The sequence below is a fragment of the Mesorhizobium sp. M0601 genome (genome assembly GCF_040320845.1).
Classification (GTDB): domain Bacteria; phylum Pseudomonadota; class Alphaproteobacteria; order Rhizobiales; family Rhizobiaceae; genus Mesorhizobium.
In genome coordinates, this window is record NZ_JAMYQK010000004.1 from 222300 (window position 1) to 237475 (window position 15176).

At 65.0% G+C, this 15176-nt stretch carries 6 protein-coding genes; all 6 read right to left on the minus strand.

Annotation, left to right across the window (positions count from 1 at the left end; translation table 11 throughout):
* Window positions 1–29 precede the first annotated feature (29 nt).
* Window positions 30–8600 carry a glycoside hydrolase family 94 protein gene (locus NKI41_RS06845; protein ID WP_352682113.1) on the minus strand — a complete coding sequence of 2857 codons (8571 nt, stop codon included), beginning with the start codon at window positions 8598–8600 and terminating at the stop codon, window positions 30–32.
* Window positions 8601–8867: 267 nt separating this feature from the next.
* The gene (locus NKI41_RS06850; RefSeq protein ID WP_352682115.1) at window positions 8868–9455 is read right to left on the minus strand and encodes a HutD/Ves family protein; all 588 of its coding nucleotides are present in this window, start codon (window positions 9453–9455) and stop codon (window positions 8868–8870) included.
* Window positions 9456–9463: 8 nt separating this feature from the next.
* Window positions 9464–11134, minus strand: a complete 1671-nt coding sequence (gene hutU, locus NKI41_RS06855) for a urocanate hydratase (protein WP_352682117.1) — start codon at window positions 11132–11134, stop codon at window positions 9464–9466.
* Between the two features lie 32 nt (window positions 11135–11166).
* Window positions 11167–11985: an N-formylglutamate deformylase gene (hutG, locus tag NKI41_RS06860; protein ID WP_352473654.1), complete on the minus strand. Its 819-nt coding sequence runs from the start codon at window positions 11983–11985 to the stop codon at window positions 11167–11169.
* A 385-nt stretch (window positions 11986–12370) separates the two neighbouring features.
* Window positions 12371–13906 carry a histidine ammonia-lyase gene (gene hutH, locus NKI41_RS06865; protein ID WP_352473653.1) on the minus strand — a complete coding sequence of 512 codons (1536 nt, stop codon included), beginning with the start codon at window positions 13904–13906 and terminating at the stop codon, window positions 12371–12373.
* Entirely contained in the window at window positions 13903–15153 is a 1251-nt protein-coding gene (hutI, locus tag NKI41_RS06870; protein WP_352682120.1) for an imidazolonepropionase, read from the minus strand. Before hutI ends, hutH begins: the two co-directional genes overlap by 4 nt.
* Window positions 15154–15176 lie beyond the last annotated feature (23 nt).

Below are 15176 nucleotides of genomic sequence, written 5' to 3' on the forward strand. Positions count from 1 at the left end.
ACGCTAAGCGACGCTCCAAGCCCTTGAATCTAGGCCGGTATTCTGACGACCACCTCGGCGCTATCTCCGGCTTTTGGCTCGAAGGACGAAGATTTGGTCTTCGTGCCATTCACTTCAAGTGAGATGGCCCGGGCCTTTTTGTCGCGGACGACGCGTACCTTGATCTCGGCGCCCAGCATCTTCAGAGTTGCCGAATAGCCGTCCCAATGGCTAGGAAGCCTCGGCGTGAACTGGAGGCGCTGTCCGCGGCGCTCTATGCCGAGAATGCTCTCGACCGCGGCGCGATAAAGCCAGCCCGCCGACCCGGTATACCAGGTCCAGCCGCCGCGGCCGCCCTTGTCTTGCCCGGAATAAACATCGGCCGCGACGACATAAGGTTCCACGCGGTAGCGCTCTGCCGCGGCTTCATCGCGCGCATGGTAGACCGGATTGAGCATTGAAAGGCAGCGGTAGGCATCGTCGGTGCGGCCCATTTCGGCGAGCGCAATGACGAACCATGTTGCCGCGTGCGTGTATTGGCCGCCGTTTTCACGGACCCCCGGCGGATAGCTCTTGATGTAGCCCGGGTCCTTTTCCGTCTTCGAGAAGGGCGGGGTGAACAGTTTGACGATGTTGAGGTCGTCGTCGACGAGCGCTTTCATCGCCTGCGCCATTGCCGTGGTCGACCGCGCCGGGTCGCCCTCGCCCGAAAGCACGCTCCAGGACTGGGCGATCGAGTCGATCTTGCACTCGTCCGACTTGCGCGAGCCGAGCGGCGTGCCGTCGTCGAAACTGCCGCGCCGATACCACTCGCCATCCCAGGCGGTGCTTTCCAGCGCCCGTTTCAGCACCTCGGCGTGCTTCGTCCAGGCCTGCACGCGCTTGGCATCGCGCTCAGCCTTGGCGACAGCGGCAAAGTCGCCCAGCGTCTTCAGCAGGAACCAGCCCAGCCACACGCTCTCGCCCTTGCCGTGCTCGCCGACGCGGTTCATGCCGTCGTTCCAGTCGCCGCCGAGGATCAGCGGCAGCCCGGCTGGGCTGCTGCGCTTGACGGCAAGATCGAGCGCCCGCGCGCAATGGTCGTAGAGCGAGGCTGTCTTCTTCGAGATTTCCGGGATGAAGAAAGCATCGTGCTCGCCTTCGCCCAGCGCCTGCCCTTCGATGAAGGGCAGTTGCTCCTTCAGGATCGCGGTGTCGCCGGTCACCAGCAGGTAACGGGCCGTGGCGTGGGCCAGCCAGACCACGTCGTCCGAGATCATGGTGCGGACGCCGGCCTCGGTGCGCGGCAGCCACCAATGCTGCACGTCGCCTTCGGGAAATTGCCGCCGCGCCGCGTTGAGGATCTGATCACGCGCCAGCTTGGGGTCATGCGCCAGCAAGGCCAAGGTATCCTGCAACTGATCGCGGAAGCCGAAGGCACCGCTCGCCTGATAGAACGCAGAGCGGGCACGGATGCGGCAGGCCAGACTCTGATAGGGCAGCCAGTGATTGACCATGGCGTCGAGTGCCTTGTCCGGCGTCTCGACCTGGATGGTGTCGAGAAAGCCGCGCCATGTGCGCTCGTTGTCAGCCAGCCGCTGATCGAAATCCCTGGAGCGATGGGTCTGCACCAGCGCGCTGGCCTCCTCGGGTGAGGCCGCGTCGCCGAGCAGCCAGAGCAGCGTGACGTCGCCGCCGGCAGCGATGTCGATGTCGCGTGCGATGGCCGCGCAGGGATCGTCGCCGGCCTCGACACGGCCGGACAGGCCGGCGCCGCTCAGCACGGCATGCGGAAACTCGCTCGTGCCTTGCCTGCCGATGAACTCGCCGCGGTCGGCGGTGACCGAATGCACAGCACCGTCGGCGGCCAGAAAGGCGATCCGCTCGCCGAAATCGAGCCCATAGGGATTTTGCGCCAGCAATGCGCCGGTTGCGGCATCCCTCGACGGAACGATGCTTGCAGCGGTGCGCGAGCGATGGCCGCCAAGAACCCATTCCGCATAGGCGTAGACGCGCAGCCGCATCGGCACCGAACCCGAATTCTGGATGCGCAGCCGCGATATCTTCACCGGATCGACGGGATCGACGACATGGGTCAGGTCCATCGACAGGGGCCCGCGTTTTGAGCGGAGCGTCGAAAAACCCTGCCCGTGCCAGGTTTCGTAGGTCATTGTCGGATCACGCACCACGGCAGCGATTGGCGAGAACGCCCTGCCACTGGCGTGATCGTAGATGTAGATGCCCTCGCCCGGCCGGTTGGTGACCGGATCGTTCGACCATGGCGTCAACTGATAGTCGCGGCTGTTGCGGCTCCAGGTGAAGGCAGCGCCTTCAGCCGAAATATGGAACCCGAACGATGGGTTGGAGATGACGTTGATCCACGGCTGCGGCGTCGTGCGCCGGCCGGCAAGACGCACGACGTAGTGGCGTCCGCCGCCGTCGAAGCCGCCGAACCCGTTCCATTGGTCGAGCCCGCTGCCGTCGACGCGGCCCTCGATCAGTGCCTGAGCGGCCGATGCTTGCGACGTCGGCACCGGCAAGGACGGCTCGCGAAGCGCTGCAAGGTCTGCCGGCTGGAGGGCGGCGTCCCGCGCCTGCAATGCCGCGGCCTCGGCGCGCTCGATCTGGTCGAAGATGGTGCCGTTGCGCGTATGCAGCACCACCCGAGCGACGGCGAGCAAGGTCCTGTAGGTCGTTTCCTCCATCAGATCGCGGCGCACCGCGAAGATGTGCTGGCGGGGTCCCAGCTCCTTGCCGCGCAACCGGCTGTTTTCGCACAGCGTCTCCACCGCGCGCTGCAGGTCCTGCACGTAGGATGACGCCTGCTCGTTGACGACGACAAAATCGATCATCATGCCGCGGGCGCGCATGTATTCCTGGAAGCGAAGCGCCTGGGCGACGATCTCCAGATCGGCGACATCGGCGATCCTGACCAGGAAAATCGGAAAATCGCCGGATATGCTGGTCGGCCACAGGCTGGACTGCCTGCCGAGCCCGGAGACGATGGATTCGCCCGGAAGGCGCAGGAACGGATCGGGATAGATCAGATAGCGCGCCAGCTTCTGCACATTGGCGGCGTCGGACAGGCTGAGGCCAAGGTGCCGGGTCTGCACCTGCGAGCGCGTCCAGGCGAGCATCGCCTGGCGGGCGAAGCTTTCGGGATGGTCGAGCCGTGCGATGGCGGCATCCAATTCGGCGCGATGGGTACCGACGACGGTCCAGAACGTCAGCGAAATCTTCTTGTTGGCCGGCACGCGCACCTGCCGGCGAAGCGATGCGATCGGATCCAGGGTGAAGCCGGAATGGCCGCCAAGCTTGGCGCCGGGATCAAAGGCTGCCGCTTCGGTGATGGTGCGGCCGCGGCCGATGAAGGCGCGCCTGTCGGTTTCCGCCTCGGCGTCTCGCGCCGATCCAGACGGGTCGGTGACGAAATGCACCATGGTGACGTCGGGTTCGTCCTTTTCGCGCTTGCGCCTGGTGGCGAAGATCGCGCCGTTGTTCGGCGCGATCTCGGTTTCCACGAACATCTTCGAAAAAGCCGGATGGGCATTATCCGAGGGCTCGGAGCCCAGCACCAGTTCGGCAAACGAGGTTACTTCGATATGCCGGTCGGCGGGGCCATCATTGTGGAGCGTCACCCGTCGGCCCTCACCATTGCCTTCCGAGATGACGATGCACTCGACTTCCGAACGCAGCGATCCAATCGATTTGACGAAGCTCGCCTTGTCGTCGGAGAACAGCGTCTGCGCACGCTCGCCGGCGGCGCGCTTCGGCTCGGCGGTGGCCGACCACCAGTCGCCGCTGCTGGCGTCGCGCAGGAAAATATAGGAACCAAGGCGGTCCTCGGTCGGATCCGGCTGCCAGCGCGTGACGGCAAGTTCGCCCCAGCGGCTGTAGCCGGAGCCGGTGGCGGTGACCATGACCGAATAGCGGCCATTGGACATGACACTGGTCGAGCGCAGCGCCCTGAGCGGATCGAGCACGATGCGGGTATCCGGGCTTTCCAGCTCGGTCTCGTCCTTCGAGCGCTCGTCGGCCTCGGTCCTGACGGTCGCAGTCGGGATGTCGCGCGGCGCCCTTTCCTGCAGCAGCAATTCGGCCGACTCGATCACCGGATCGCTGTGGAAGCGGTCGCGCAGGCGCCCTTCGAAGATCGCATCGGCAACTGCGGCAATCGACATGCCGGAGTGGTGGGCCATGTAGTTGAGCACGACGGCATGGTCGGTGCCCTCGGGGACGCGTTGCGGCGTGAAATCCACCGCATCGTAGAAACCATGCCGGCCCAGTGCGCCCAGCCGCCTCAGCCTGGCCAGGTTCTGCACGGATTCATGCGGCGTGAACTGCGCTGCCAGCACGGTCGCGTAAGGCGCGATCACCGTGTTTTGGCCAAGGCCGCGCTTCAGGCCGAGCCCGGGCACGCCGAAATTGGTGTACTGATAGGTCAGCTCGCGGTCGCGGGCATTGTAGGCCGCTTCCGAAATTCCCCAGGGAACGTTCTTCGAACGGCCATACTGGATCTGGCGCTTGATGATGAGCTTGCTGGTCTGGTTGAGAATGCTGCCTTGCGGCTCCTTCATCACCAGTGGCGGCATCAGATATTCGAACATCGAGCCGGACCAGGACATCAGTGCGCCCTGGAAGCCGATCTCGACGATCGGCCGGCCGAGCCGGAACCAGTGCTCGGTCGGCAAATCGCCCTTGGCGATGGCGAACAGGCTGGTCAGCCGCGCCTCGGAGGCCAAAAGGTCGTAGCAGCTTTCGTCGAGCTGATGCTCCTCGACCCGGTAACCGATCGACAAGAGCTTGCGTTCGGGCCGCATCAGGAACGAGAAATCCATCTCGAAGGCGAAGCGGCGCGTGCGCTCGCGCAAGGTCAGAAGCTTGGCCCGCAATGCCGCGACCGCGTTTTCGTCGCTGTGCGCGTCGTGCACATGCGCCTCGCAGGTGGCTTCGAGCCTGGCCGCCCAATCGGCGATGGTGTCGCTCTGGGTCGACGCGGCCTCGGTGTGGATGGCTGTCGCGAGCTTGCGTATCTCGCCGGCCAGGACGGCCAGGTTGATGGTACGGATCGACGCCATCTCCGGCTGCGCCTTGATCAATTCGACCGCCCGCCGCATGCCGTCGAGACGGTCGGCGAGCCGCTGGCGCAAGGGCCGCAATTGACGCCGGTCGTCGGGCAGTTCCTCAAGGCTTTCGTCGAGGATGGTGACGGTGTCGAGGATGCCTTCGAAGTCGCCCTGCACATGCACCGACGGCGCTTCGGCCCATTCGGCGCAGGCAGCGGCCACGGCCACCAGATGGCCGGCGAGATTGCCGCTGTCGACCGCCGAAATGTACAGTGGGTAGAGCGGCTTCAGGGTCGTCGTGTCATACCAGTTGAAGAGATGGCCGCGGTCGCGCGGCATGCTCTCGATGGTCGACATGGTCGCGTCGATGCGGTTGACGGCGTCGGAGAGGCTGATCCAGCCGAAATCGCGTGCCGAAATCACCGACAGCAGGTAGACGCCGATATTGGTCGGCGAGGTGCGGGGCGCCACCACGGGGGCCGGGCTTTCCTGGAAATTGTCCGGCGGCAGATGGTGATGCTCGGCCGTCACGAAGGTCTCGAAATAGTGCCATGTACGCCGCGCCACGGTGCGCAGCGCGTGGATGTCGGCGGCCGATATGCGCAGGCGGTCCTCGGTTTCGGCCGAACGGCTGATCCAGCAGGCGATGGCGGGCGAGCCGATCCAGAACAAGGCAAAGAAGAAGGCGACGAAGGCGCCGGTGGAATCGGCCAGCACCGGGACAGCGAGGCCGACGACGCCGATGATCACGGCGCCGTACATGATGCTGTAGTAGGAGCCGAGATCGTTGTCGCCGCCCTTGTGTGCCTGCGAGGCGGTGCGCCATTCGAGCAGGTTCTGGCGGCTGACGAACAGGCGGTAGAGCGTGCGGATGATCGCGTCGCCCATCATCCAGGCAAGGTGCGCCATCAGCACGATCTTCAGCGCCACCAGGGCAGTGCCGAAGGCAACGTCGCGCGCCAGTGCCGAGAAATGGCCGCGCGGCGTCTGATCGCCGCTCTTCGGCAGGATGGCGTTGACGATGTCGAAAGTGGGCGCCATGAACAGCGTGAGGATCAGCAGCGCCTGCCATTGCGCGGCCTGCGTGAAGGGCAGCAGCGTCCACCCGGCGATCGCGGCCATCACCCAGAAGATCGGCGTCACCGAGCGGCGCAGATTGTCCACCATCTTCCAGCGCGACAGCGCCGGCACGTTTGAGCGTGGGCCGAGGATGAAGCCCAGAAGCTGCCAGTCGCCGCGTGCCCAGCGATGGTGGCGCGACGCATCGACCGAATAGCGGGTCGGATAGTCCTCGACCAGTTCGACGTCGGTGACCAAGGCCGAGCGCGCCAGGGCGCCTTCGAGCAGATCATGGCTGAGGATGGTGTTTTCCTCGATGCGACCCTTCAGCGCCGCCTCGAAGGCGTCGACATGGTAAAGACCCTTGCCGGTGAAGGAACCGTCGCCGAAGATGTCCTGGTAGAGGTCCGACACGGCAAAGACGTACGGGTCGAGCCCGCGATTGGCGGAAAAGACACGCTGAAAGAACGACGCCTCGTCGCCACTGGTCAGCGACGCGGTGATGCGCGGCTGCAGGATGGAATAACCTGCCGTAACCTCGCGCCGTGCGACATCGAAATGCGGACGGTTGAGCGGGTGGCAAAGCTTGCCGGCCAGCGCAGCGACGGCGTCGCGGGTGGTGCGGGTGTCGGCGTCCAGCGTCATCACGTGGACGACGCTCTCCGGCAATGGCACTTCCAACGGCAGGAAGGTGGTGTCGCTGTCGCCGCGCAGCAGAAGGTTCAATTCGTGCAGCTTGCCGCGCTTGCGCTCCCAGCCCATCCAGACGCCTTGCGACGCGTTGTAGAGCCGGCGCCGATGCAGCAGATAAAAGCGCGGCGCCCCTTCCGAGGGATAGCGGGCGTTCAGCCTGGCGATTTCGGCGCGGGCGAATTCGAGGATTTCGACATCCGCCGTATCGATCTCGGTCTTGGAGTCCGGCCAGTCGGAAAGCAGCGCGAAATAGACTTCGCCCGCCGTGTTGGCGAGGTGATGCACCTCGATGTTGCGGATGTTCTCCTCGACATCGTCGCGCGAGCCGATCAGCGACGGCACCACCACCAGCGTGCGCGCCTCGGGCGGCACACCGTGCCTGAAATCATAGCCGATGAGACGCGTCGGCTTCAAAAACAGCGAGACGACGGTGTTGAAGAACGCGAGCGCGCCTTCGCTGGCCGGCACCGCGAACAGGGCCAGCATCAGGACGATCGACGGCACCGACAGGCCGAGATTGGCAAGCGCATTGCCGGAAACGACCAGAAGCAGGACCGTCAGCGCAAACACCGGCACGACAATGCCCAGCCATCCGGTCTTGCGGAAGGTCCGGTTGAGCGTCTTGCCGATGGTCGGCCGGTAGCCGATCGACCGCTCGAGCTCCTGCCGGCGCGGGCCGACCAGAAAGAAGCCGACGTCGGTGTAAGCGATCGGACCGGTTTCGGAGCCCGGTGCAGCGGCAGCATGGCCGGCGAGCTCGATCGCCCTTTCGGCAACGCGAAATTCGGAGAGATCGGAACGGCGCGCCAGCTCCTCGATCGCAGTCCGGTACTGGTCGCGGGAAAAGAAATCGAGCGCGGCGAAATCGGTGCGTTCGCGCAGCAAGGTGTCGATGCGACTGACGCCCTCGAACCACACCGTCCAGTCGATGTCGTTGATCAGGCGCAGGCCGCGGATGATGTTGCCGGTGGTCACGTTGCCGCTGGACAGCGTGTGGTGCTCGCTGAGGATGATCTCCTCGGCGTCGGAGCCGGTCCGTTCCAGCTCGCCCTCCAGCCATTCCAGCGCCCTGCCGGCATTTTGCGAGCCGTCACGCAGCCGGTAGAGCAACTGGGTGGCGAAGGTGGTGTCCTGCGCATGGGCGCTGTAGTGGGAAAGTATCGCCTGCCGGTCGGCGCTGTCGTCCGTCGCCAGCACACGGTCGGCGACCTCGTTGGCGATCTGGCGCAGTTCCCGCGTGCGATTGACGCGGACCGCGATCCGGCGAAGGTTCTCGATCAGGACGAAGCGCAGCAGCGACGGCAGCGCCCATAATTCGCCGATCTTCAGTGGCTCGACGGACTGGAAGCCTTCGACAATCGCCTTGAACATGGCCGACGAGACGGAACTGTCGGAATGCGCGACATAGGTCCACGCGACCGCCAGTGCGCGCGGCACACTGGATCCATCCGACAGTTTCAGCGTCGGCAACTGGCGGTAGAAGCGGCGCGGCAGGTCGCGCTTGACCTGAAAAATGGTCTCCTCGACCAGGTAGTTGTTGTCGAGCAGCCACTGCGCCGCGGGCGTGATCGTTTCGCCCCTCGCCTGGGCAGCGTTGGTGGAACGGTAGACATCGAGAATTTTCCTGGCGCTGTCGCGGATGCGCGCCTGAAAATCGAAAGGCGTCAGACCGAACAAGTCCTTGGCATCGCCATTGGCAAGGGCTGCGCCCAAAGCGCGCAGCCGATCTTCCGGCAGGAAATTGGAGCGTATCGGCTCGTCGGTGACAGCCGGGAAGCTGGCGCTCGTCTTTTCGATCTGTGCGAGATTGGTCTGGATATTCATCTAAGGTTCCGTGTTGGGGACGCAGTGCGGCGTCACCGCCACGGCAATGTCCCTAAAACCGGTCCAAATGCAATTGGTTGCATCGCAACACTTGGCCGAAAGTTTGTTTCCGCACCACGACAAGATGCCGTTTTTCGACAACTTCCAGGCGGGCACTATGAGCATCGTTTCGGCTTCTGATCGGCGGAAGATTCAGGCTTTTTCGTGATGCAGCGACCAGCTTACGCGATATTTGGCCGGCGTCACGATCATGTTTGGAAACAGACGTTAATCGTTGCCGGCAATGCGGTCGATGCGGATCACGAACAGCATGGCCGGCCGGACCGGATCCAGGCGCAGTTCCGGCGCTTGCGCCCCAAGCAACAGCGCATCGAGCGGCCCCAGTTGCATGGGCGCCGCGCCGGCCACGCTGAGTTCGCCGTCGACGCACAGGATGAGTGTTTCATCGGCTTCGGCCTGGATCTCCGTCGGAGCCGAAATCAGCAGGCGCTCGACCGTGTGGATCGCCCGGGCGCGGCGGGTCATGACGTTGAGGTCGGTGATCGGACCGGCGATCAGCGTGGCTTGCGTCGGCACGTCGGCCGGAAAGGCAAGCGGTGCGGAAGCCTTGGTGATTTCAACCGGTAGCCGGCCGGCGATGTCGAGGATCATGCCCTCGCCTTCCAGCAACGCCAAGGTCCGGTCGACGCCGGCAAATCCGGAAAATGGGCCGCCGCCCTCGACCAGCGCCATCGAGACGCGCCAGTCGAAATCGTCGAGCCCGGCACCTGGCGGCGAGACGGCAATCTCCGTCGTCACCCCGCCGCCGTTCTTCCACGGCATCGACCGGTATTCGGCTGCCCGAAGGATGCGCAAGGCGCGGCTCAGCCCAAAATGCCGGGCAGGTTGAGCTGGTTCTCCCGGGCGCACTCGATCGCGATGTCATAGCCGGCATCGGCGTGGCGCATGACGCCGGTCGCCGGATCGTTCCACAGAACCCGCTCCAGGCGCTTGGCCGCCTCGGGCGTGCCGTCGGCGACGATGACCATGCCGGCATGCTGCGAAAAGCCCATGCCGACGCCGCCGCCATGGTGCAGCGACACCCAGGTGGCGCCGGACGCCGTGTTGAGCAAGGCATTGAGCAACGGCCAGTCGGAGACGGCATCGGAGCCGTCCTTCATCGCCTCCGTCTCGCGGTTCGGCGAGGCGACCGAGCCGGAATCGAGGTGATCGCGGCCAATGACCACCGGCGCCTTCAGTTCGCCCCTGGCGACCATCTCGTTGAAGGCGAGGCCGAGCCGGTGGCGATCGCCAAGCCCAACCCAGCAGATGCGCGCCGGCAGGCCCTGGAAGGCGATGCGCTCACGCGCCATGTCGAGCCAGTTGTGAAGATGGGTGTTGCCGGGGGTCAGCTCGCGCACCTTGGCGTCGGTCTTGTAGATATCCTCGGGATCGCCGGAAAGCGCTGCCCAGCGGAACGGGCCGATGCCGCGGCAAAACAGCGGACGGATGTAAGCCGGCACGAAACCCGGGAAGGCAAAAGCATTCTCGAACCCCTCCTCCTTCGCCACCTGGCGGATGTTGTTGCCGTAGTCGAGCGTCGGCACGCCGGTATTCCAGAACGCCACCATCGCCTCGACATGCTCGCGCATCGACGCGCGGGCAGCTTTTTCGACGGCCTTCGGGTCGGAGGTGCGTTTCTCGCGCCACTCGGCCAGCGACCAGCCCTTGGGCAGATAGCCATTGAGCGGGTCATGCGCCGAGGTCTGATCGGTGACGATGTTAGGGCGCACGCCGCGCCGCACCAGTTCCGGCAGGATGTCGGCGGCGTTGCCGACCAGGCCAACCGATTTCGCCTCACCGGCTTTGGTCCAGCGCTCGATCTTTTCCAGAGCCTCGTCAAGCGTGTCGGCGCGCTCATCGACATAGCGGGTGCGCAGCCGGAAATCGATGCGGTCGGGATCGCATTCGACCGCCAGGCAGCAGGCGCCGGCCATGACCGCGGCGAGCGGCTGGGCACCGCCCATGCCGCCGAGGCCGCCGGTCAGGATCCATTTGCCCCTGAGATTGCCGCCATAGTGCTGGCGGCCGGCTTCGACGAAGGTCTCGTAGGTGCCCTGCACGATGCCTTGCGTGCCGATGTAAATCCACGAGCCGGCCGTCATCTGGCCGTACATCATCAGGCCCTTTTTATCGAGCTCGTTGAATTTCTCCCATGTCGCCCAGTGCGGCACGAGATTCGAGTTGGCGATCAGCACGCGCGGGGCGTCAGGATGAGTGCGGAACACGCCGACCGGCTTGCCCGATTGCACCAACAGCGTCTCGTCGTCGCCAAGCGTCTTCAGCGAGGCAACGATGCGGTCGAAATCGTTCCAGGTGCGCGCCGCCCGGCCGATGCCGCCATAGACGACCAACTCGTTGGGGTTTTCGGCGACGTCTGGGTCGAGATTGTTCATCAGCATGCGCAACGGCGCTTCCGTCAGCCAGGTGCGGGCGTTGAGCTCGCTGCCGCGCGGGCTGCGCACTTCACGGATGTTGTGGCGAGGATCGGTCATGATTGTCCCTTTCGAGTGAGGTGCACCGCGCGTCAGCGTTCGGCCCAGGCGATCGCGGTTTCCAGGATCTTCTTCAGCGTGACGCGGATCGGCGCCGCGAATTCGGCCTCGTAAGGCACCGGCCAGTTAGCCGGTTCGCCCTTGCCTTCGGGCTCGCGCATATAGCCGCGGTTGGAGAGTTCCATCTGCAGCGCGTGGACGCCGGCTTGCGGCTGGCCGAAATGGCGCGTGATCCAGCCGCCCTTGAAGCGGCCGTTGACGACGTAGCTCTCGCCGGTTTCGGCGAGGATCTGGCCAACCGTCGCTTGCAGCGTCGGATCGGCGCTCTTGCCGTCATTGGTGCCGAGATTGAAGACCGGCAATTTGCCTTCGAAAAGGCGCGGCAGCACCGAGCGGATCGAATGGCAGTCATAGACGACGATTTTTCCGTGCAAAGCGCGCAGCCTGTCGATCTCGGCCTGCAGAGCCGCATGATAGGGTACGAAGAACTTCTCGCGGCGTTCGTCGATCTCAGACGGTTCCGGCTCTCCGCCCTTGCGGTAGAGCTGATCGCCGTCAAAGGTCTCTGTCGGGCAGAGCCCGGTCGTCGTCTGGCCGGGATAGAGCGAAACGCCGGACGGATCGCGGTTGACGTCGATAACGGTGCGCGAAATCGCCGTATGCACGACCGTCGCGCCGAGGCTCTCGGCGAAGTCATAAAGCTTGTCGATCCACCAGTCGGCGTCACGGCGGCCGAGCCAGGGCGAGACCAGCCGGCTGTCGAGGCCGGCGAGATCGATGCCGGTATGCGGGATCGAAACCAGCAGGGGTGCTGTGCCTTGGGTGACGGTGAGCCAGGAGGGTGAGGTCATCGGAAGTCTCCGCGCGAAGGAACGCGACTTTGCAATCGTCCTTGAACACCGACTTCGGTTTTTATCGCTCGCAACGCATTTTGTTCTTGCTTTGTGCCGGCAGCTATGCTACTAAATTCGGTATGGTGCTGATTCGGCCCGACGACCCGCCTTTGAGGCGGGTTTTTTGTTGCCGGGCTGAGGTTGGCGGGACAGCGCCCCACTCTGTCCTGCCGGACATCTCCCCCACGAGGGGGGAGATCGGTAGCTTCGCCGCTTCGCTCAATCCTGCAACGTTGGAGATTGGCGAAAGACTCGATGATGGCCAATCTCCCCCCTTGTGGGGGAGATGTCCGGCAGGACAGAGGGGGGCGCGACAGAACGCGGCCTGTGACGGTACACCGCCTCATGACGCAACGCCCGGCAGTTTCACCGCACCCGCGGCCTTCACCGCCGCGCCGCTGCGTATCATGGCGATGGCCTTCTCCATGTCGGGGTGGAAGTGCCGGTCGTTGTCGAGATGCGGCACCTCTGCCCTGACCAGCCGGCGCACCGCCTCCAGTGCCGCGCTCGAGGCCAGCGGTGCGTGGAAATCGCAGCCTTGCGCGGCGGCCAGCAATTCGATGCCGATGACGGCCGTCGCATTCTCGACCATGCCGATGAGGCGGCGCGCGCCATGCGCCGCCATCGAGACGTGGTCTTCCTGGTTGGCCGAGGTCGGGATCGAATCGACGCTGGCCGGATAGGCCTTTTGCTTGTTTTCAGAAACCAGTGCTGCCGCCGTGACCTGAGGGATCATGAAACCGGAATTCAGACCCGGCTTGGGCGTGAGAAAGGCCGGCATGCCCGACAGCGCCGGATCGACCAGCATAGCGATGCGCCGCTCCGACAGCGAGCCGATCTCGCAGACGGCGAGTGCGATCATGTCGGCGGCGAAGGCGACCGGCTCGGCATGGAAATTGCCGCCCGAAAGTGCGGAGTCGTCCTCGGCAAAGATCAGCGGATTGTCGGTGACGCCGTTGGCCTCGGTGCCGAGCGTCTCGGCGGCCTTGCGGAGCACGTCGAGCGCTGCGCCCATCACCTGCGGCTGGCAGCGCAGGCAATACGGATCCTGCACACGCTCGTCGCCGACGCGGTGCGATTCACGGATGGCGCTGCCGGCCATCAAATTGCGCAACGCCTCGGCCGTCTCGATCTGGCCGCGATGTTTCCTGAGCAGATGGATGCGTGGATCGAACGGAGCGTCGGAGCCCTTGGCGGCATCGGTCGACAGCGCGCCGGCGACCAGTGCCGACTGGTAGAGCACTTCCGCCTCGAACAAAGCGGCAAGCGCATAGGCGGTCGAAAACTGGGTGCCGTTGAGCAGCGCCAGGCCTTCCTTGGCACCCAGTGTCACCGGCTCCAGGCCGTGCGAAACGAAGGCGACCTTGGCGGGAAAGCGGCCATGCGGGGTAAAGCACTCGCCGACGCCGATCATCACGGCGGTCATGTGCGACAGCGGCGCAAGGTCGCCGGAAGCGCCGACCGAGCCTTGCGCCGGCACCACGGGGATAACGTCGTTGGCCAGCATCGCCTCGAGCAGTTCGATCGTCCGCGGCCGCACGCCGGAGGCGCCCTGTGCCAGGCTGGCCAGCTTCAGCGCCATCATCAGCCGGCAGATTGCGACGGGCATCGGCTCGCCGACGCCGGCAGCATGGGACAGCACGATGTTTCGCTGCAACGTTTCCAGATCGGCGGCGGGGATGCGGACGCTGGCCAGCTTGCCGAAGCCGGTATTGATGCCATAGACCGGCTCGCCCTTGGCGACGATCCTGGCGACGGCCTCGGCGCTGGCCTTGATCTTCGGCCGGCAGGCATCGTCGAGCCTCAGTGCGGCGCCGCGATAGATGGCGCGCCAATCGGCCAGCGTGGCATTGCCCGGCCTTAGCTTGAGTTCGGTCATTGTCCCCTCCAGATGCGGGCATGCAGCGGGTTGAAGCCCATGCGGTAGACGAGTTCGGCCGGGCGCTCGACGTTCCAGATCGCCAGATCGGCGGATTTTCCGGCCTCCAGCGTGCCGGTCTGTCCAAGCAGCCCGAGCGCGCGGGCAGCCTCGCGGGTAACGCCGGCAAGGCATTCATCGACGGTCAGGCCGAACAACGTCGCGGCCATGTTCATGGTCAGCAGCAGCGAGGTCAGCGGCGACGTGCCGGGATTGTTGTCGGTGGCAACGGCCATCCTGACGCCATGCTGGCGAAACAAGGCGATCGGCGGCTTCTTGGTCTCGCGGATGAAGTAGTAGGCGCCGGGCAGGATGGTCGCCACGGTTCCGGCCTTCGCCATCGCCGCCGCACCGGCCTCGTCGGTGTATTCGAGGTGGTCGGCCGATAGCGCACCATAGCGCGCCGCAAGTTCGGCGCCGTGCAGATTGGACAGCTGGTCCGCATGGAGCTTGACCGGCAGGCCCGCAGCCTTTGCGGCATCGAACACGCGGGCGATCTGCTCCGGCCAAAAGGCAATGCCTTCGCAAAAGCCGTCGACGGCATCGGCCAGGCCCTCGGCAGCGACGGCCGGCAAAATCTCGTTGGCGACAAGATCGATAAAAGCGTCCTTGTCGCCTTTTGCTTCGGGCGGCAGTGCATGAGCACCGAGGAAAGTGGTCCTGACCGTCACCGGCCGCTCACCGCCGAGCCGTCGTGCGGCGCGCAGCGACTTCTTCTCGTTTTCGAGGTCGAGACCGTAGCCGGATTTGATCTCGACGGTGGTGACGCCTTCGGCGATCAGCGCATCGAGGCGCGGCAGCGACTGGGCGACCAGCTCGTCCTCGCCGGCGGCGCGCAGTGCCTTGACCGAGGAAACGATGCCGCCGCCCGCCTTGGCAACCTCTTCATAGGTAGCGCCGGCCAGCCGCATCTCGAATTCATTGGCACGGTTGTCGGCGTGAACCAGATGGGTGTGGCAGTCGATCAGGCCGGGCGTAATCCAGCGGCCTTCGCAGTCGGTCGCCTCGGCGTCTTTGCCAAGTGCTCTGGGGCGGAGCGCTGCCGGCATGTCGGCTTCCGGCCCGGCATAGACGATCCGGCCATTGCGCACGGCGATTGCACCGTGCTCGACAACGCCTGACCCGGGGCTGCTTTCGGCCATGGTCGCGAGGCGCGCATTGCGCCAGAGGCGAACCTCCCCTGCCCGGCTTTTGCTCTCTGCAGCCATCATCTTTTCCGTTTCAATAGGTG

Excerpts from the sequence above, each read along its gene's own strand:
- hutG (WP_352473654.1), bottom strand. The coding sequence starts at position 11,985 with ATGACCTCACCCTCCTGGCTCACCGTCACCCAAGGCACAGCACCCCTG.
- hutU (WP_352682117.1), bottom strand. The coding sequence starts at position 11,134 with ATGACCGATCCTCGCCACAACATCCGTGAAGTGCGCAGCCCGCGCGGC.
- NKI41_RS06845 (WP_352682113.1), bottom strand. The coding sequence starts at position 8,600 with ATGAATATCCAGACCAATCTCGCACAGATCGAAAAGACGAGCGCCAGC.
- hutH (WP_352473653.1), bottom strand. The coding sequence starts at position 13,906 with ATGACCGAACTCAAGCTAAGGCCGGGCAATGCCACGCTGGCCGATTGG.
- hutI (WP_352682120.1), bottom strand. The coding sequence starts at position 15,153 with ATGGCTGCAGAGAGCAAAAGCCGGGCAGGGGAGGTTCGCCTCTGGCGC.